8 protein-coding genes, 2 tRNA genes, 6 rRNA genes and 1 riboswitch are annotated in these 19,871 nt (G+C 46.3%); of the genes, 13 read left to right on the top strand and 3 right to left on the bottom strand.

Going from position 1 to position 19,871, the window contains the following annotated elements; translation table 11 throughout:
* Positions 1 to 187: 187 nt before the first annotated feature.
* A complete protein-coding gene (gene sthA, locus FLM53_RS07230; protein ID WP_102478815.1) occupies positions 188 to 1,588 on the bottom strand; it encodes a Si-specific NAD(P)(+) transhydrogenase in 1,401 nt (466 codons plus the stop codon).
* 327 nt (positions 1,589 to 1,915) lie between these two features.
* Here sthA and fabR point away from each other — a divergent pair, with 327 nt between their 5' ends.
* On the top strand, positions 1,916 to 2,557 hold the full coding sequence (gene fabR, locus FLM53_RS07225; protein ID WP_010438693.1) for an HTH-type transcriptional repressor FabR: 642 nt from the start codon (positions 1,916 to 1,918) through the stop codon (positions 2,555 to 2,557).
* A complete protein-coding gene (locus FLM53_RS07220; RefSeq protein WP_017061049.1) occupies positions 2,557 to 2,928 on the top strand; it encodes a YijD family membrane protein in 372 nt (123 codons plus the stop codon). Before fabR ends, FLM53_RS07220 begins: the two co-directional genes overlap by 1 nt.
* A gap of 82 nt (positions 2,929 to 3,010) precedes the next feature.
* Here the strand turns inward: FLM53_RS07220 and trmA are convergent, their stop codons facing one another.
* Complete coding sequence (trmA, locus tag FLM53_RS07215; protein ID WP_176680577.1) at positions 3,011 to 4,120, bottom strand: tRNA (uridine(54)-C5)-methyltransferase TrmA; 1,110 nt, start codon at positions 4,118 to 4,120, stop codon at positions 3,011 to 3,013.
* Between the two features lie 154 nt (positions 4,121 to 4,274).
* A riboswitch (cobalamin riboswitch) is annotated at positions 4,275 to 4,479 on the top strand.
* A gap of 39 nt (positions 4,480 to 4,518) precedes the next feature.
* Between trmA and FLM53_RS07210 the strand changes: the two genes are divergently transcribed.
* From FLM53_RS07210 to murI, 3 genes are all read left to right on the top strand, one after another.
* Positions 4,519 to 6,342, top strand: a complete 1,824-nt coding sequence (locus FLM53_RS07210; protein ID WP_176680576.1) for a TonB-dependent receptor domain-containing protein — start codon at positions 4,519 to 4,521, stop codon at positions 6,340 to 6,342.
* 48 nt (positions 6,343 to 6,390) lie between these two features.
* Positions 6,391 to 7,056 (top strand): adenine nucleotide alpha hydrolase, encoded by a 666-nt coding sequence (locus FLM53_RS07205; RefSeq protein ID WP_176680575.1) that lies wholly within the window; start codon positions 6,391 to 6,393, stop codon positions 7,054 to 7,056.
* A 66-nt stretch (positions 7,057 to 7,122) separates the two neighbouring features.
* The gene (murI, locus tag FLM53_RS07200) at positions 7,123 to 7,923 is read left to right on the top strand and encodes a glutamate racemase (protein ID WP_176680574.1); all 801 of its coding nucleotides are present in this window, start codon (positions 7,123 to 7,125) and stop codon (positions 7,921 to 7,923) included.
* Here murI and FLM53_RS07195 read toward each other — a convergent pair.
* A complete protein-coding gene (locus FLM53_RS07195; RefSeq protein WP_017061054.1) occupies positions 7,886 to 8,338 on the bottom strand; it encodes an RNA-binding protein in 453 nt (150 codons plus the stop codon). The genes murI and FLM53_RS07195 overlap by 38 nt on opposite strands.
* A gap of 603 nt (positions 8,339 to 8,941) precedes the next feature.
* Between FLM53_RS07195 and FLM53_RS07190 the strand changes: the two genes are divergently transcribed.
* The 8 genes from FLM53_RS07190 to rrf (FLM53_RS07155) all read left to right on the top strand — a co-directional run bounded on the left by FLM53_RS07190 (position 8,942) and on the right by rrf (FLM53_RS07155) (position 19,627).
* Positions 8,942 to 10,496 (top strand): 16S ribosomal RNA (locus FLM53_RS07190).
* Between the two features lie 348 nt (positions 10,497 to 10,844).
* Positions 10,845 to 13,736, top strand: a 23S ribosomal RNA gene (locus tag FLM53_RS07185).
* A gap of 130 nt (positions 13,737 to 13,866) precedes the next feature.
* A 5S ribosomal RNA gene (gene rrf / locus FLM53_RS07180) occupies positions 13,867 to 13,982 on the top strand.
* Between the two features lie 390 nt (positions 13,983 to 14,372).
* A 16S ribosomal RNA gene (locus FLM53_RS07175) occupies positions 14,373 to 15,927 on the top strand.
* Between the two features lie 67 nt (positions 15,928 to 15,994).
* A tRNA-Ile gene (locus FLM53_RS07170) sits at positions 15,995 to 16,071 on the top strand.
* Between the two features lie 14 nt (positions 16,072 to 16,085).
* Positions 16,086 to 16,161 (top strand) — tRNA-Ala (locus FLM53_RS07165).
* Between the two features lie 328 nt (positions 16,162 to 16,489).
* Positions 16,490 to 19,381: ribosomal RNA gene (locus tag FLM53_RS07160) — 23S ribosomal RNA — on the top strand.
* Between the two features lie 130 nt (positions 19,382 to 19,511).
* Positions 19,512 to 19,627: ribosomal RNA gene (gene rrf, locus FLM53_RS07155) — 5S ribosomal RNA — on the top strand.
* The 16S, 23S and 5S rRNA genes sit together here with 2 tRNA genes alongside, the layout of an rRNA operon.
* The last annotated feature ends 244 nt before the right edge of the window (positions 19,628 to 19,871 follow it).

The following is a 19,871-nucleotide window of genomic DNA, read 5'->3' as shown; positions in this document are numbered from 1 at the left end:
TTACTTAGATAGCTCAGTTCAGGGAGCAACAAATAGAGGCTGTACAGGAAAAGGGGTATTTAGAACATCATGATCTAATTACTCTAGATGCTATATTTTTCAGTGCTTTAAATGAAAACAGCAAGCTCATGGCTTGCTGTTTATGTATTTGGCCTATGGGTGGTCAAATACTCCCGTTGGTTCTTTTTTAGAACAAACGGTTAAGTCCGTTAAGTGCTGCAACACGATAAGCCTCTGCCATCGTTGGATAGTTAAAGGTGGTATTAACAAAGTACTCGATGGTATTTGCTTCACCTTTCTGTTCCATAATCGCTTGGCCGATATGGATGATTTCAGCAGCACGCTCACCAAACACGTGGATACCCAAAATCTCTTTGGTTTCACGGTGGAATAGGATCTTCAAGCTACCAATATCTTTACCTGCGATTTGAGCGCGAGCTAAGTGTTTGAATGAAGAACGTCCCACTTCGTACGGTACTTTCGCAGCCGTTAGTTCTTGCTCGGTTTTACCTACAGAACTGATCTCAGGGATGGTGTAGATACCAGTTGGGATGTCTTCAATAAGGTGGCGTTCAGCTTCACCTTTGACAATCGCTTGTGCAACGAATCGACCTTGGTCATAAGCCGCACTCGCTAGGCTAGGGTAGCCAATCACATCACCTACTGCGTAAACATGGTCCACATTGGTTTGGTAATTGGTGTTTACTGATACTTGGCCACGAGAGTCCGCCTCTAAACCAACCGCACCAAGGTTCAGCTTATCGGTATTACCGGTTCGGCCATTGGCATACAGGAGGCAATCCGCACGCATTTTCTTACCTGACTCTAGGTGAATGATCACGCCATCATCAGTGCCTTCAATTTTCTCAAAGGTTTCATCGTTACGAATCACCACACCGCTGTTCCAGAAGTGGTAAGAAAGCGCATCAGAGGTTTCATTGTCTAGGAATGACAGTAGGCGGTCTCGAGTATTGATGAGATCGGTTTTGACACCTAAACCGCGGAAGATAGACGCGTACTCACAACCAATAACACCAGCACCATAAATGATGATGTGTTGAGGGTCGTGTTTAAGAGAAAGGATCGAGTCACTGTCGTAAACACGCTCATGCAGGAAGTCCACGTTGTCTGGTTGATATGGGCGAGAGCCTGTCGCGATCACAAATTTGTCTGCACTGTAATGCTCTTCAGTGCCATCGCTTTGCATTACTGAGACAGTGTTAGTATCGATAAAACGCGCAGTACCAAATACTAGCGTACATTGGTTACGGTCGTAGAAGCCTTGGCGTAGTCGAGTTTGCTTATCGATAACGGATTTAGCATGACCCAGAATATTAGAGAACGTTGAGTGAATGCTTTTGTTGTTCTGACAAAACAGTGGGTTGTTATTGAATTCAATAATACGACTTACGGCATGACGCAGTGCTTTGGAAGGAATGGTTCCCCAGTGGGTACAACCACCACCAACGCTGCTCTCTTTTTCAATGATTGCAACGTTCAACCCGGCTTTGGTTAATCCCATCGCTGCCCCTTCGCCTCCGGGGCCACTACCAATTACGATTACATCAAAGTGGTTGGAGTGTGGCATAGATATCTTCCTTGTTATATTTGATTAACATTGCTTTAGCGAGATTTTAACTGATTCTGTTCTTGGGTACATGAAAAGGGCATCAGAGAGTCGGTGAGATCACGCAGTGTTATCGAAAAAATAATATTTGGTATGTCGTATGTCTCCAAATGACAGTGTGGATATTGAAATTTTTTCTTCGAACGTATTTACTTCGGTACGTGAACAAAGAGGCGTGTTGAGTGTCTTATATAACCGGAGTGCCTTATATAAATAAGTGATTCGCGTTATATTGAAGAGAGTATTAGACATGCCTGTTTAGGCTGTAAAAGAAGAAATTGATAAAGTATGAAACCAATGGGCATTCGCGCACAGCAAAAAGAAAAAACTCGTCGCAGCTTAATCGATGCAGCATTTAGCCAACTCAGTGCCGATCGTAGTTTTTCCAACCTAAGCTTGAGAGAAGTCGCTCGTGAGGCTGGAATAGCACCGACTTCCTTTTATCGTCACTTCAAAGACATGGATGAGCTTGGCTTAACCATGGTTGATGAAGGTGGTTTACTACTGCGCCAGCTCATGCGACAAGCTAGGCAACGTATAGTAAAAGAAGGCAGTGTGATTCGCACATCGGTTGAAACCTTTATGGAATTCATTGAAAGCAGTCCAAACGTATTCAGACTGTTATTGCGAGAGCGCTCAGGAACTTCGTTTGAGTTTCGTGCGGCGGTAGCTCGTGAGATACAGCACTTCTCTGCTGAGTTAACCGAATATTTGATAACGACTGGCATGACACGAGACGAAGCTTTCACTCAAGCTGAAGCCTCCGTTATCTTGGTTTTCAACTCAGGGGCAGAAGCATTAGATTTAGATCGACGTCAGCGAGATGAACTGGCTGAACGCTTGATCATGCAATTGCGAATGATGGCCAAAGGGGCTTTTTGGTATCGTAAAGAACGTGAACGTAACCGATTAAAAGGCGGGATTGAATAATGTCGAATGAAAATAATACTGTAAACCGTGGTTCAGAAAGAAAGACACTCGTACTTGCTGTTATTGCCGGTGTGTGTGGTGATGCTCTGTTATCTTGGGTAACGATGAGCGAAGTGGGCTTCTCTATTTTCCCACTGATTGCTTTAGTCTTGGCGGTACAAGCACTTTACCAAGAGTACCTAACTAATCCAGTATCTGAAGATATTCCACTAGTAGGTTTGGCTTGTTTCTTTGTAGGTGCATTTGGCCACTCGGCTTTTGTTAAGGCACAACACCCTGATGCTGGCTCAAACTTCTTTGCGATTATTGTCGCGATGTTGCTTCTTGCATGGGTAGGTAAGAAACTAGGCTTTATCGGCAAAACTGCTTAAGTTGATTTAGAAATTAAAAAAAACGAGCCAACGGGCTCGTTTTTTTGTATCTACTGTTCGGCTTAGACTTAGAAAGCGAGACTTACGCTTTACGCTCTAGGAATACGCCAGCTTCCATGTGGTGCGTGTAAGGGAACTGGTCAAACAGAGCAAAACGAGTGATATCGTGCGTTTCGCTTAAGATCTCTAGGTTCTCTTTCAACGTTTCAGGGTTACAAGAGATGTACATGATGCGCTCGTAACCTTGAACCATCTTACAAGTATCAACATCCATACCTGAACGCGGTGGATCGACAAAGATAGTGTTGCAGTTGTAGCTCTTAAGATCGATGTTCGCTTGCTGTAGACGGCGGAATTCACGCTTGCCTTCCATTGCTACGGTAAAATCTTCCGCAGACATACGAATAATCTGAACATTTTCAATCTTGTTCGCTGCAATGTTGTATTGCGCTGACTCTACTGATGGCTTCGCTAGTTCTGTTGCCAGTACACGCTCGAAGTTCTGTGCCAATGCTAATGAGAAGTTACCGTTACCACAGTACAGCTCAAGCAAGTCGCCTTTGCTGTCTTGAGTACAGTCGACAGCCCATTCCAACATTTTCTCTGCTACTTTGCCGTTTGGTTGAGTAAAGCTGTTTTCTACTTGTTGGTAGATGTAGCTGTCACCATTCACGTCTAGCTTTTCAATGACGTAGTCGCGGTCCAGTACGATTTTCATCTTACGCGCACGGCCAATCAGGTTTAGATTGAAACCTTCATCGTTTAATTGCTGTTTAAGTGCTTTAGCATCTTGAATCCACTGTTCACCCAATTGACGGTGGTAAAGCAGTGACACCAAAATTTCGCCGCTTAGTGTAGAAAGGAAATCTACTTGGAATAGCTTGTGGCGTAGAGAATGGTTGTCCTTCATTGCATCGACTAACAAAGGCATTAAGTCGTTGATAAGACGGCTAGCCGCTGGGAACTGGTCTACACGGTATTTTTCTTTGGTCTCTTGATTGAACATGACGTAATACATATCGTCACCTTCATGCCACACGCGAAATTCAGCACGCATGCGGTAGTGTTGTTCTGGAGATTCATACACTTCCAACTCAGGCACATCGTATTGTGAGAACATCTCAGTAAGACGCTCAGTCTTTTCTGCTAGTTGTTCTTGGTAGCGTTGCGGGTTTACATCTAAATTCGCCATTGTTATGCCTTTTGCTGTCGTGCTTTTAAATCAAGAGCGCAGATTTTATTCAATCACAGGCGCTTGTCCAGTGTTGAGAGCCAATCAGTGTAAATAGGCCATGAAAACTATAGCTTATAACTATCTTAGACTAGACAAATGATTCAGAGGTCAATACTATCTTCGGCAAGCTGGTGCCATTTAGATGTATAGATGGCTGAAGAGGGAATCTGGTGTGAATCCAGAACTGACGCGCAGCGGTAAAAGAGAACAAGTATTCATAAGACACTGCAAATAGCCTTTTGTGGGAAGTCGAATACAAGGTAACCATAAGGTTGTGCTCTTGAGTCCGAATACCTGCCAGTAGCTAAACCATAAGATGTGGTTTGGTAGGAATTTACGCGATTTAGGATAACAACATGAACAAATCCCTTTTAGCGATAGCTGTAGCATCGCTGCTTTCACCTATCTCCAATTTACACGCCCAAGAAGCCTCTGCCGACGAAACCATGGTGGTTACGGCTAACCGTTTTGAGCAACAAGTCAGCGACACAATTGCTCCAGTTGAAGTTATAACAAAACAAGAAATAGATGCTATACAAGCAACTTCGTTATCTGAAGTGTTACGTCGATTACCAGGGGTTCAAGTAACGAATCAAGGCGGTCTTGCGCAGGGGCAAGAGTTATATATACGTGGTCGCTCTACTAAAAACACTCTCATCTTAGTAAATGGTATCCGAATTGGTAGTGCTACGTTAGGGTACGCTAATCTAGCCTCAATTCCGTTGAATGGTGTGGAGAGGGTTGAAGTTTTAAGAGGTGCTCGTGCTGCAGTGTACGGTTCTGATGCTGTTAGCGGTGTGGTCAATATTATAACTACGCGAAGTGCTAATAATACAGCCACCGTTAAAGCGGGCGTGGGTAGTTTTGGACTATATGATGTAAACGCATCAGGGTCAGTTGCTAACGATAGTGGTTGGATTAATGTGGCAGCCACACACCAGCAAAGTGAGGGTTATAATGTCCAACCTACGAGTACTAATCCTCTTGATGCCGACAAAGATGGTCACAGCACTCAATACCTAACTATCGATGGTGGCTTTTACGTCTCACCAAATTTCACCTTGAAAGCGAATGGTTATTATCAAAAACACGACGTAGAGTTTGATAACCCGTGGGGAGGCGTTGACGAAACTGATAGCGAACTATATGCGTTAGGTCTAGTGGGAGATTACAAGCGTGACTCCCTAAATAGTGTGATAACCCTTGGAAGCAATCAGGATGAAGCTGAATCTTCAGGGCAAGGGACAACACCGAGTGCTATAACAACGAATCGCAATTCTGTGTCTTGGAATAATCAGTACAAGTTAAGTGATAGTGCAGCGGTTATTGGTGGTGTTGATTGGTACCGAGACAAGGTGAAAAACGACTCCACATCAATGACTAAAGATAGTCGCGACAACACTGCACTCTACGCTGGTGGTGATATATCGATAGGCAAATTGTCTGCGGAAGCGAATCTGCGTTGGGATGATAACAGCTCATTTGGAAACTTTACGACTTATCAATTAGGTGCAGGGTACAACATCACTGAGTTTATTCGCTTAGTGGGTATGTATGGTACTGCATTTAAAGCTCCGACATTTAATGAGCTGTATTGGCCTTTAGAGTGTAGTTCATGGGGATGTTACTCAGGCAACCCAAATCTACAACCGGAAGAATCAAAAACAGCAGAAGTAGCGCTGGAAGGTAGCTTTGACGTTCTTGAATTACGAGTTGCTGCACATAAGAGCGATGTAGAGAAGATGATTACAAGTAATGGTCTTACTCAAGTGAATATAGGCGAAGCTGAAATCAAAGGGTACGAAGTTGTTGGCTCTTTTTATACTGGACCATTATACCATTCAGCATCGTACGATTATCTTGATACCGAAGACAAATCTACAGGTAACGAACTTGCTCGTAGAGCGAAGCATAGTGGCAAATGGAACACTACTTATGAGTTGAGCAACTGGAGATTCGATCTTAGTTACCTATATCAAGGTAAGCGTTATGATGATCTAGCTAATACGACAGAGCTTGATGCGTACTCGTTATTTGATTTTGCAACGTCTTACCACTTTGATAATGACGTAACCGTTGCAGGTAAAGTTGCTAACTTATTTGATGAAGAGTATGAAACTGCTAAAGGTTATAAAACACCAGAGCGTAATTATTACGTGAGCGTAGCTTACCAATTCTAATTAACACCTAAACCGCCTTCGGGCGGTTTTTTCTTATTGGGTATATCAATGAAAAAGAAAGTCGTCATAAGCTGGTCATCAGGTAAAGACTCCACCTTAACCCTAGAGCGTTTGCTTGAAAGCAGCGAATATGAAGTTGTTGCTCTCTATACTACGTATGTTGGAGATGAAGTCCCTTTCCAAGTGACTCCGATTGATGTAGTTGCCATGCAGGCACAATTAATCGGTTTGCCACTCATCACCATAGAGCTTCCGGAAGTGTTCCCAAGTAATGAGATTTACCAAAGTACGATTGTCTCAGCATTGAAAGGGTCTGGCTTATCAATTGATGCGGTCGCATTTGGCGATATGTTTTGTAACGGCATAGCCGACTATCGCAAAAGCTATATAGAACCGGCGGGTTGGGAGTGTGTATTTCCTCTCATGGGAGAGAGCAGTCACGCTCTAGCTAGTGAGATAATAAATAGAGGAATTGAAACCTTTCTCGTCACGGTTGATAGCGACGCATTGGGTAAGAGCTACTGTGGTCAGAAATACACGTCAGAACTAATAGAAAGTTTACCGAGTCATGTCGATCCATGTGGTGAAGATGGTGAGTTTCATACTCTAGTGACGTCAGCACCGTGTTTTAAAGGAAAGCTTAAGATAGAGTTAGAAAATGTAGAACAAGGTGAACGTTTTGTTCATCAACGCTATCAAGCTTGCATTATATAGAGTGAGGATTGGCGAAAACTAAGCGAAGGAGTATCATTGCAGCGAAACTTATTATAGGTAATCGCTGTGTCGGATAGTCTACAAAAAAATATATTGGTCTTTGATTCTGGAGTGGGTGGTCTATCTGTATATAAAGAGATAAGTCAGTTACTACCGAATCATAATTATATCTATGTATTCGACAACGAGGCTTATCCTTATGGTGAGCTTGACCAGCAAGTACTCATTCGCAGAGTTCAAAGCATCGTGGCTAGTTTTGTAGCCAGTCACGCGATTGATATCGTAGTGATAGCTTGCAATACAGCGAGCACGATTGTCTTACCGACACTCAGAGCTAATAACCTTATTCCTATAGTTGGTGTTGTACCGGCAATTAAGCCGGCATCCTTGCTTGCCAATAAAGCGGTCGGCCTTATTGCTACTCCCGCAACGATTACTCGTCAATACACGCACGACTTAATCAAAAACTTCTCGAGTAATAAAAGAGTCGAGCTTTTAGGTTCTACTCGGCTGGTGGATATGGCCGAAGAGAAACTTAGAGGTGAGGTGATTAATCTTGAAGAGTTGCAGCAAATCCTTCAACCGATGCTCAATACTATAGATGTGGCCGTTTTAGGGTGTACACATTTCCCATTGATAAAGTCAGAGATTCAACAAGTCTTAGGTAGTAATGTTTTATTGGTTGATTCTGGTAAAGCGATCGCTAAACGAGTGCAAGATTTATTGGATTTGGAAAGTGGTAATAAAGAGGGGGGAGTACGTGAGGTTTTTTGTAGTGCACTTCCTAAAAAAGAAAGTGCACTAAATAGCATGTTAAAGCAGTTAGGGTTTAGCTCAGTTCAGATTCGTCCGCTTCAGGATGTTTAGGATCATTTGCAACACGTACTTTTAAAGTTCGTTGCATGTAATCTTTATCATTAAGTGCAGAGATTGCATGATTCACATCATTACTTGCCATAACAACAAATCCAAAGCCTCTTCTTTTACCAGTGCGTTTGTCTTTCATTAAACGTACTGCAAAGACTTCACCATGCTCTGAGAATAATTCACGCACATGTGATTCGTTTGCTTTGTATGGAAGGTTACCCACATAAAGTGTTTTTGTTGAAGCCTTAGGTTCTGAATCTGATTTTGAGTCGGTGCTTGAAAAGTTAACAACAAAAGCGGAAGCCAAGACACCAAGGATAAAGGTAATTGCAGGCGATATATCTACCTGAGAGAAAACAATGCCGCCTAATACAGCCAGTGCGACAATTAACAACATCGATTTTTTTGAGTTCATATCGGAATACTACATATTAATAAACGAAATAGACGCATCTACCATTAACAAAATAGACACATGAATCTTACGTTCATGGCTTCCATTTTTCCAATGTATTGCTGTGATACGTCTCAAATGTTTAGTTTTTATTCGAAAAATGCGGATCTGGTGGCTTTTTAGGCGAACAAAACTTTTATTTCAAAAAGCCCTTGTGCTCCCCTTCAATCTCTCTATAATGCCGCCTCACCGACACGGAGTGAGGCGAAAGTCACACAGCGAAATCGGTAGAGAAAAAGAGTTTGAAAATAACTCTTGACTCTCAAAGTGGTGCAGGTATAGTACGCACCCCTAGCGACTGAGATGTGAATCACAAAACGCTAGAGCTCTTTAACAATTTAAACCTATCAATCTGTGTGGGCACTCGTTGATGAATATCAAAACGTTATTACTTAGGTAATGACAGTTACTTCGGTAACACAATGATTTCAATGAACTGAGTGACCAATACAAATAACCTCGGTTATTTGGCACAGTCAATTCATTACCATTCTGTTGGAATGGTAATAGCTTTAAAATTACACAGTAGTTTTGAAGTCAGTATTCGTTGAGTCACAAAATCTTAAATTGAAGAGTTTGATCATGGCTCAGATTGAACGCTGGCGGCAGGCCTAACACATGCAAGTCGAGCGGAAACGACACTAACAATCCTTCGGGTGCGTTAATGGGCGTCGAGCGGCGGACGGGTGAGTAATGCCTAGGAAATTGCCTTGATGTGGGGGATAACCATTGGAAACGATGGCTAATACCGCATAATGCCTACGGGCCAAAGAGGGGGACCTTCGGGCCTCTCGCGTCAAGATATGCCTAGGTGGGATTAGCTAGTTGGTGAGGTAATGGCTCACCAAGGCGACGATCCCTAGCTGGTCTGAGAGGATGATCAGCCACACTGGAACTGAGACACGGTCCAGACTCCTACGGGAGGCAGCAGTGGGGAATATTGCACAATGGGCGAAAGCCTGATGCAGCCATGCCGCGTGTATGAAGAAGGCCTTCGGGTTGTAAAGTACTTTCAGTTGTGAGGAAGGGGGTAGCGTTAATAGCGCTATCTCTTGACGTTAGCAACAGAAGAAGCACCGGCTAACTCCGTGCCAGCAGCCGCGGTAATACGGAGGGTGCGAGCGTTAATCGGAATTACTGGGCGTAAAGCGCATGCAGGTGGTTCATTAAGTCAGATGTGAAAGCCCGGGGCTCAACCTCGGAACTGCATTTGAAACTGGTGAACTAGAGTACTGTAGAGGGGGGTAGAATTTCAGGTGTAGCGGTGAAATGCGTAGAGATCTGAAGGAATACCAGTGGCGAAGGCGGCCCCCTGGACAGATACTGACACTCAGATGCGAAAGCGTGGGGAGCAAACAGGATTAGATACCCTGGTAGTCCACGCCGTAAACGATGTCTACTTGGAGGTTGTGGCCTTGAGCCGTGGCTTTCGGAGCTAACGCGTTAAGTAGACCGCCTGGGGAGTACGGTCGCAAGATTAAAACTCAAATGAATTGACGGGGGCCCGCACAAGCGGTGGAGCATGTGGTTTAATTCGATGCAACGCGAAGAACCTTACCTACTCTTGACATCCAGAGAAGCCAGCGGAGACGCAGGTGTGCCTTCGGGAGCTCTGAGACAGGTGCTGCATGGCTGTCGTCAGCTCGTGTTGTGAAATGTTGGGTTAAGTCCCGCAACGAGCGCAACCCTTATCCTTGTTTGCCAGCGAGTAATGTCGGGAACTCCAGGGAGACTGCCGGTGATAAACCGGAGGAAGGTGGGGACGACGTCAAGTCATCATGGCCCTTACGAGTAGGGCTACACACGTGCTACAATGGCGCATACAGAGGGCAGCAAGCTAGCGATAGTGAGCGAATCCCAAAAAGTGCGTCGTAGTCCGGATTGGAGTCTGCAACTCGACTCCATGAAGTCGGAATCGCTAGTAATCGTAGATCAGAATGCTACGGTGAATACGTTCCCGGGCCTTGTACACACCGCCCGTCACACCATGGGAGTGGGCTGCAAAAGAAGTGGGTAGTTTAACCTTTCGGGGAGGACGCTCACCACTTTGTGGTTCATGACTGGGGTGAAGTCGTAACAAGGTAGCCCTAGGGGAACCTGGGGCTGGATCACCTCCTTATACGAAGATATTCACGATAAGTGTCCACACAGATTGATGGTTTAGATTTAGTTAAAGCCAGAGCTTTAATTAATAACGCAAGTTATTGATTAAAGCTTTTTGCTTTATGCTCTTTAACAATTTGGAAAGCTGACTGATTGATTACTTACGAGTAATTCAATCAAATTTAAAAGTTCTCAATGTTTATCTTTTGATAAACACAACAAACACATTCAAGTGTCTTGTATTCGATTCAAACTTGTTTGAATCACATTGAGTCCGGCAAACAGTCATTAAGAATTAACCCTTCTTAATGACAACCAAAAACCTTGGTTAGTTGCCATACACTAAGACCCTTTCGGGTTGTATGGTTAAGTGACTAAGCGTACACGGTGGATGCCTTGGCAGTCAGAGGCGATGAAAGGCGTAATAACTTGCGATAAGCCCAGATTAGGTAGTAATAACCTTTAAGTCTGGGATTCCTGAATGGGGAAACCCACTTACATAAGTAAGTATCCTGTTGTGAATACATAGCAACAGGAGGCAAACCGGGGGAACTGAAACATCTAAGTACCCCGAGGAAGAGAAATCAACCGAGATTCCGAAAGTAGCGGCGAGCGAAATTGGATTAGCCCTTAAGCTTTTAATGAGACAGATGAAGGCTCTGGAAAGTGCCGCAGTAAAGGGTGATAGCCCCGTAATCGACATCTCATCATCAGTGAAAACGAGTAGGGCGGGACACGTGATATCCTGTCTGAATATGGGGGGACCATCCTCCAAGGCTAAATACTACTGACTGACCGATAGTGAACCAGTACCGTGAGGGAAAGGCGAAAAGAACCCCTGTGAGGGGAGTGAAATAGAACCTGAAACCGTGTACGTACAAGCAGTAGGAGCACCTTCGTGGTGTGACTGCGTACCTTTTGTATAATGGGTCAGCGACTTAATTTTAGTAGCAAGGTTAACCGTTTAGGGGAGCCGTAGGGAAACCGAGTCTTAACTGGGCGTACAGTTGCTAGGATTAGACCCGAAACCAGGTGATCTAGCCATGGGCAGGTTGAAGGTTGAGTAACATCAACTGGAGGACCGAACCGACTAATGTTGAAAAATTAGCGGATGACTTGTGGCTAGGGGTGAAAGGCCAATCAAACCTGGAGATAGCTGGTTCTCCCCGAAAGCTATTTAGGTAGCGCCTCGGACGAATACTACTGGGGGTAGAGCACTGTTAAGGCTAGGGGGTCATCCCGACTTACCAACCCTTTGCAAACTCCGAATACCAGTAAGTACTATCCGGGAGACACACGGCGGGTGCTAACGTCCGTCGTGGAGAGGGAAACAACCCAGACCGCCAGCTAAGGTCCCAAAGTATAGCTAAGTGGGAAACGATGTGGGAAGGCTCAGACAGCCAGGATGTTGGCTTAGAAGCAGCCATCATTTAAAGAAAGCGTAATAGCTCACTGGTCGAGTCGGCCTGCGCGGAAGATGTAACGGGGCTAAGCTATACACCGAAGCTGCGGCTACGTACCTTAGGGTATGTGGGGTAGGGGAGCGTTCTGTAAGCCGTTGAAGGTGGTCTGTAAGGGCTGCTGGAGGTATCAGAAGTGCGAATGCTGACATGAGTAACGATAAAGGGAGTGAAAAACTCCCTCGCCGGAAGACCAAGGGTTCCTGTCCAACGTTAATCGGGGCAGGGTAAGTCGACTCCTAAGGCGAGGCCGAAAGGCGTAGTCGATGGGAAACGGGTTAATATTCCCGTACTTCTTACAATTGCGATGGGGGGACGGAGAAGGCTAGGTGGGCCTGGCGACGGTTGTCCAGGTTCAAGTATGTAGGCGGAAAGTTTAGGTAAATCCGGACTTTCTTAACGCTGAGATACGATGTCGAGCTACTACGGTAGTGAAGTCATTGATGCCATGCTTCCAGGAAAAGCCTCTAAGCTTCAGATTGTAAGGAATCGTACCCCAAACCGACACAGGTGGTCGGGTAGAGAATACCAAGGCGCTTGAGAGAACTCGGGTGAAGGAACTAGGCAAAATGGTACCGTAACTTCGGGAGAAGGTACGCTCTTATCAGTGAAGTCCCTTGCGGATGGAGCAGACGAGAGTCGCAGATACCAGGTGGCTGCAACTGTTTATTAAAAACACAGCACTGTGCAAAATCGTAAGATGACGTATACGGTGTGACGCCTGCCCGGTGCCGGAAGGTTAATTGATGGGGTTAGACTTCGGTCGAAGCTCTTGATCGAAGCCCCGGTAAACGGCGGCCGTAACTATAACGGTCCTAAGGTAGCGAAATTCCTTGTCGGGTAAGTTCCGACCTGCACGAATGGCGTAATGATGGCCACGCTGTCTCCACCCGAGACTCAGTGAAATTGAAATCGCTGTGAAGATGCAGTGTACCCGCGGCTAGACGGAAAGACCCCGTGAACCTTTACTACAGCTTGGCACTGAACATTGAACCTACATGTGTAGGATAGGTGGGAGACTTTGAAACCGCGTCGCTAGATGTGGTGGAGTCGTCCTTGAAATACCACCCTTGTAGTTTTGATGTTCTAACGTTGGTCCCTGAATCGGGATTACGGACAGTGCCTGGTGGGTAGTTTGACTGGGGCGGTCTCCTCCCAAAGAGTAACGGAGGAGCACGAAGGTGGGCTAAACACGGTTGGACATCGTGTGGTTAGTGCAATGGCATAAGCCCGCTTGACTGCGAGAATGACAATTCGAGCAGGTGCGAAAGCAGGTCATAGTGATCCGGTGGTTCTGAATGGAAGGGCCATCGCTCAACGGATAAAAGGTACTCCGGGGATAACAGGCTGATACCGCCCAAGAGTTCATATCGACGGCGGTGTTTGGCACCTCGATGTCGGCTCATCACATCCTGGGGCTGAAGTCGGTCCCAAGGGTATGGCTGTTCGCCATTTAAAGTGGTACGCGAGCTGGGTTTAGAACGTCGTGAGACAGTTCGGTCCCTATCTGCCGTGGGCGTTGGAAAATTGAAGGGGGCTGCTCCTAGTACGAGAGGACCGGAGTGGACGAACCTCTGGTGTTCGGGTTGTCATGCCAATGGCATTGCCCGGTAGCTAAGTTCGGAATCGATAACCGCTGAAAGCATCTAAGCGGGAAGCGAGCCCTGAGATGAGTTTTCCCTGACGCTATAAGCGTCCTTAAGGGTTGTTCAAGACTAGAACGTTGATAGGCAGGGTGTGTAAGTGCTGCGAGGCATTGAGCTAACCTGTACTAATTGCCCGTGAGGCTTAACCATACAACACCCAAGGGGTTTTGTGGACTCAAAGACAGACCTTGAATGAGTTTGAAGAGACTTTTAAATTACAGTTTTCCAGATTATTTTGCCTTCAGTTTTTAAAAAAAGCTGAAAGTAAAAGCAAAATTTGCTTGGCGACCATAGCATTGTGGACCCACCTGATTCCATGCCGAACTCAGAAGTGAAACACAATAGCGCCGATGGTAGTGTGGGGCTTCCCCATGTGAGAGTAGGACATCGCCAGGCTTTAATTTCGACTTTGTCTACTAAGTAGACAAGTCACCATAGAGTTCTAAGTTTTCTTAGTATTTTATGTTGACTTTCAAAGTGGAAAGCGTATTATACGCGTCCTGCTTAAGTGCTAAGGCACTGAAAGCAAAGCTCTTTAACAATTTAAACCTATCAATCTGTGTGGGCACTCGTTGATGAATATCAAAACGTTTTATCGTTAGATAAAACAGATTCTTCGGAATCAACATTGATTTCAATGAACTGAGTGACCAATACGAATAATTACTTTCTTTACAGAGAGGGGTTATTTGGCACAGTCAATTCATTACCATTCTGTTGGAATGGTAATAGCTTTAGAATTACATAGTAGTTTTGAAGTCAGTATTCGTTGAGTCACAAAATCTTAAATTGAAGAGTTTGATCATGGCTCAGATTGAACGCTGGCGGCAGGCCTAACACATGCAAGTCGAGCGGAAACGACACTAACAATCCTTCGGGTGCGTTAATGGGCGTCGAGCGGCGGACGGGTGAGTAATGCCTAGGAAATTGCCTTGATGTGGGGGATAACCATTGGAAACGATGGCTAATACCGCATAATGCCTACGGGCCAAAGAGGGGGACCTTCGGGCCTCTCGCGTCAAGATATGCCTAGGTGGGATTAGCTAGTTGGTGAGGTAATGGCTCACCAAGGCGACGATCCCTAGCTGGTCTGAGAGGATGATCAGCCACACTGGAACTGAGACACGGTCCAGACTCCTACGGGAGGCAGCAGTGGGGAATATTGCACAATGGGCGAAAGCCTGATGCAGCCATGCCGCGTGTATGAAGAAGGCCTTCGGGTTGTAAAGTACTTTCAGTTGTGAGGAAGGGGGTAGTGTTAATAGCGCTATCTCTTGACGTTAGCAACAGAAGAAGCACCGGCTAACTCCGTGCCAGCAGCCGCGGTAATACGGAGGGTGCGAGCGTTAATCGGAATTACTGGGCGTAAAGCGCATGCAGGTGGTTCATTAAGTCAGATGTGAAAGCCCGGGGCTCAACCTCGGAACTGCATTTGAAACTGGTGAACTAGAGTACTGTAGAGGGGGGTAGAATTTCAGGTGTAGCGGTGAAATGCGTAGAGATCTGAAGGAATACCAGTGGCGAAGGCGGCCCCCTGGACAGATACTGACACTCAGATGCGAAAGCGTGGGGAGCAAACAGGATTAGATACCCTGGTAGTCCACGCCGTAAACGATGTCTACTTGGAGGTTGTGGCCTTGAGCCGTGGCTTTCGGAGCTAACGCGTTAAGTAGACCGCCTGGGGAGTACGGTCGCAAGATTAAAACTCAAATGAATTGACGGGGGCCCGCACAAGCGGTGGAGCATGTGGTTTAATTCGATGCAACGCGAAGAACCTTACCTACTCTTGACATCCAGAGAAGCCAGCGGAGACGCAGGTGTGCCTTCGGGAGCTCTGAGACAGGTGCTGCATGGCTGTCGTCAGCTCGTGTTGTGAAATGTTGGGTTAAGTCCCGCAACGAGCGCAACCCTTATCCTTGTTTGCCAGCGAGTAATGTCGGGAACTCCAGGGAGACTGCCGGTGATAAACCGGAGGAAGGTGGGGACGACGTCAAGTCATCATGGCCCTTACGAGTAGGGCTACACACGTGCTACAATGGCGCATACAGAGGGCAGCAAGCTAGCGATAGTGAGCGAATCCCAAAAAGTGCGTCGTAGTCCGGATTGGAGTCTGCAACTCGACTCCATGAAGTCGGAATCGCTAGTAATCGTAGATCAGAATGCTACGGTGAATACGTTCCCGGGCCTTGTACACACCGCCCGTCACACCATGGGAGTGGGCTGCAAAAGAAGTGGGTAGTTTAACCTTTCGGGGAGGACGCTCACCACTTTGTGGTTCATGACTGGGGTGAAGTCGTAACAAGGTAGCCCTAGGGGAACCTGGGGCTGGATCACCTCCTTATACGAAGATACTCACGATAAGTGTCCACACAGATTGATTAGGTTTAGAAAAGTTAAGAGACGATATTGGGTCTGTAGCTCAGCTGGTTAGAGCGCTCGCCTGATAAGCGGGAGGTCGGTGGTTCAAGTCCACTCAGACCCACCAATATCGACCTAGATGGGGCTATAGCTCAGCTGGGAGAGCGCCTGCCTTGCACGCAGGAGGTCTGCGGTTCGATCCCGCATAGCTCCACCATCTTTAAGGGTTTTTCCCTAAGAATCTTTAAAAATGGTTTCGAAAGAAATCAAGCTCTTTAACAATTTGGAAAGCTGACTGATTGATTACTTACGAGTAATTCAATCAAATTTAAAAGTTCTCAATGTTTATCTTTAGATAAACACAACAAACACATTCAAGTGTCTTGTATTCGAATCAAACTTAGTTTGATTCACATTGAGTCCGGCAAACAGTCATTGAGAATTAACCCTTCTTAATGACAACCAAAAACCTTGGTTAGTTGCCATACTAGTTTGTTTTCACTTTTCAAAAGTGAAAGTAAAACAGAGACCCTTTCGGGTTGTATGGTTAAGTGACTAAGCGTACACGGTGGATGCCTTGGCAGTCAGAGGCGATGAAAGGCGTAATAACTTGCGATAAGCCCAGATTAGGTAGTAATAACCTTTAAGTCTGGGATTCCTGAATGGGGAAACCCACTTACATAAGTAAGTATCCTGTTGTGAATACATAGCAACAGGAGGCAAACCGGGGGAACTGAAACATCTAAGTACCCCGAGGAAGAGAAATCAACCGAGATTCCGAAAGTAGCGGCGAGCGAAATTGGATTAGCCCTTAAGCTTTTAATGAGACAGATGAAGGCTCTGGAAAGTGCCGCAGTAAAGGGTGATAGCCCCGTAATCGACATCTCATCATCAGTGAAAACGAGTAGGGCGGGACACGTGATATCCTGTCTGAATATGGGGGGACCATCCTCCAAGGCTAAATACTACTGACTGACCGATAGTGAACCAGTACCGTGAGGGAAAGGCGAAAAGAACCCCTGTGAGGGGAGTGAAATAGAACCTGAAACCGTGTACGTACAAGCAGTAGGAGCACCTTCGTGGTGTGACTGCGTACCTTTTGTATAATGGGTCAGCGACTTAATTTTAGTAGCAAGGTTAACCGTTTAGGGGAGCCGTAGGGAAACCGAGTCTTAACTGGGCGTACAGTTGCTAGGATTAGACCCGAAACCAGGTGATCTAGCCATGGGCAGGTTGAAGGTTGAGTAACATCAACTGGAGGACCGAACCGACTAATGTTGAAAAATTAGCGGATGACTTGTGGCTAGGGGTGAAAGGCCAATCAAACCTGGAGATAGCTGGTTCTCCCCGAAAGCTATTTAGGTAGCGCCTCGGACGAATACTACTGGGGGTAGAGCACTGTTAAGGCTAGGGGGTCATCCCGACTTACCAACCCTTTGCAAACTCCGAATACCAGTAAGTACTATCCGGGAGACACACGGCGGGTGCTAACGTCCGTCGTGGAGAGGGAAACAACCCAGACCGCCAGCTAAGGTCCCAAAGTATAGCTAAGTGGGAAACGATGTGGGAAGGCTCAGACAGCCAGGATGTTGGCTTAGAAGCAGCCATCATTTAAAGAAAGCGTAATAGCTCACTGGTCGAGTCGGCCTGCGCGGAAGATGTAACGGGGCTAAGCTATACACCGAAGCTGCGGCTACGTACCTTAGGGTATGTGGGGTAGGGGAGCGTTCTGTAAGCCGTTGAAGGTGGTCTGTAAGGGCTGCTGGAGGTATCAGAAGTGCGAATGCTGACATGAGTAACGATAAAGGGAGTGAAAAACTCCCTCGCCGGAAGACCAAGGGTTCCTGTCCAACGTTAATCGGGGCAGGGTAAGTCGACTCCTAAGGCGAGGCCGAAAGGCGTAGTCGATGGGAAACGGGTTAATATTCCCGTACTTCTTACAATTGCGATGGGGGGACGGAGAAGGCTAGGTGGGCCTGGCGACGGTTGTCCAGGTTCAAGTACGTAGGCGGAAAGTTTAGGTAAATCCGGACTTTCATAACGCTGAGATACGATGTCGAGCTACTACGGTAGTGAAGTCATTGATGCCATGCTTCCAGGAAAAGCCTCTAAGCTTCAGATTGTAAGGAATCGTACCCCAAACCGACACAGGTGGTCGGGTAGAGAATACCAAGGCGCTTGAGAGAACTCGGGTGAAGGAACTAGGCAAAATGGTACCGTAACTTCGGGAGAAGGTACGCTCTTATCAGTGAAGTCCCTTGCGGATGGAGCAGACGAGAGTCGCAGATACCAGGTGGCTGCAACTGTTTATTAAAAACACAGCACTGTGCAAAATCGTAAGATGACGTATACGGTGTGACGCCTGCCCGGTGCCGGAAGGTTAATTGATGGGGTTAGACTTCGGTCGAAGCTCTTGATCGAAGCCCCGGTAAACGGCGGCCGTAACTATAACGGTCCTAAGGTAGCGAAATTCCTTGTCGGGTAAGTTCCGACCTGCACGAATGGCGTAATGATGGCCACGCTGTCTCCACCCGAGACTCAGTGAAATTGAAATCGCTGTGAAGATGCAGTGTACCCGCGGCTAGACGGAAAGACCCCGTGAACCTTTACTACAGCTTGGCACTGAACATTGAACCTACATGTGTAGGATAGGTGGGAGACTTTGAAACCGCGTCGCTAGATGTGGTGGAGTCGTCCTTGAAATACCACCCTTGTAGTTTTGATGTTCTAACGTTGGTCCCTGAATCGGGATTACGGACAGTGCCTGGTGGGTAGTTTGACTGGGGCGGTCTCCTCCCAAAGAGTAACGGAGGAGCACGAAGGTGGGCTAAACACGGTTGGACATCGTGTGGTTAGTGCAATGGCATAAGCCCGCTTGACTGCGAGAATGACAATTCGAGCAGGTGCGAAAGCAGGTCATAGTGATCCGGTGGTTCTGAATGGAAGGGCCATCGCTCAACGGATAAAAGGTACTCCGGGGATAACAGGCTGATACCGCCCAAGAGTTCATATCGACGGCGGTGTTTGGCACCTCGATGTCGGCTCATCACATCCTGGGGCTGAAGTCGGTCCCAAGGGTATGGCTGTTCGCCATTTAAAGTGGTACGCGAGCTGGGTTTAGAACGTCGTGAGACAGTTCGGTCCCTATCTGCCGTGGGCGTTGGAAAATTGAAGGGGGCTGCTCCTAGTACGAGAGGACCGGAGTGGACGAACCTCTGGTGTTCGGGTTGTCATGCCAATGGCATTGCCCGGTAGCTAAGTTCGGAATCGATAACCGCTGAAAGCATCTAAGCGGGAAGCGAGCCCTGAGATGAGTTTTCCCTGACGCTATAAGCGTCCTTAAGGGTTGTTCAAGACTAGAACGTTGATAGGCAGGGTGTGTAAGTGCTGCGAGGCATTGAGCTAACCTGTACTAATTGCCCGTGAGGCTTAACCATACAACACCCAAGGGGTTTTGTGGACTCAAAGACAGACCTTGAATGAGTTTGAAGAGACTTTTAAATTACAGTTTTCCAGATTATTTTGCCTTCAGTTTTTAAAAAAAGCTGAAAGTAAAAGCAAAATTTGCTTGGCGACCATAGCATTGTGGACCCACCTGATTCCATGCCGAACTCAGAAGTGAAACACAATAGCGCCGATGGTAGTGTGGGGCTTCCCCATGTGAGAGTAGGACATCGCCAGGCTTTAATTTCGACTTTGTCTACTAAGTAGACAAGTCACCATAGAGTTCTAAGTTTTCTTAGTATTTTATGTTGACTTTCAAAGTAGAAAGCGTATTATACGCGTCCTGCTTAAGTGCTAAGGCGCTGAAAGCAAAGCTCTTTAACAATTTAAACCTATCAATCTGTGTGGGCACTCGTTGATGAATATCAAAACGTTTTATCGTTAGATAAAACAGATTCTTCGGAATCAAAATGATTTCAATGA

Source organism: Vibrio sp. Scap24, assembly GCF_013394185.1.
Classification (GTDB): Bacteria; Pseudomonadota; Gammaproteobacteria; order Enterobacterales; family Vibrionaceae; genus Vibrio; species Vibrio pomeroyi.
This window is presented reverse-complemented; position numbering and strand designations above follow the sequence as displayed.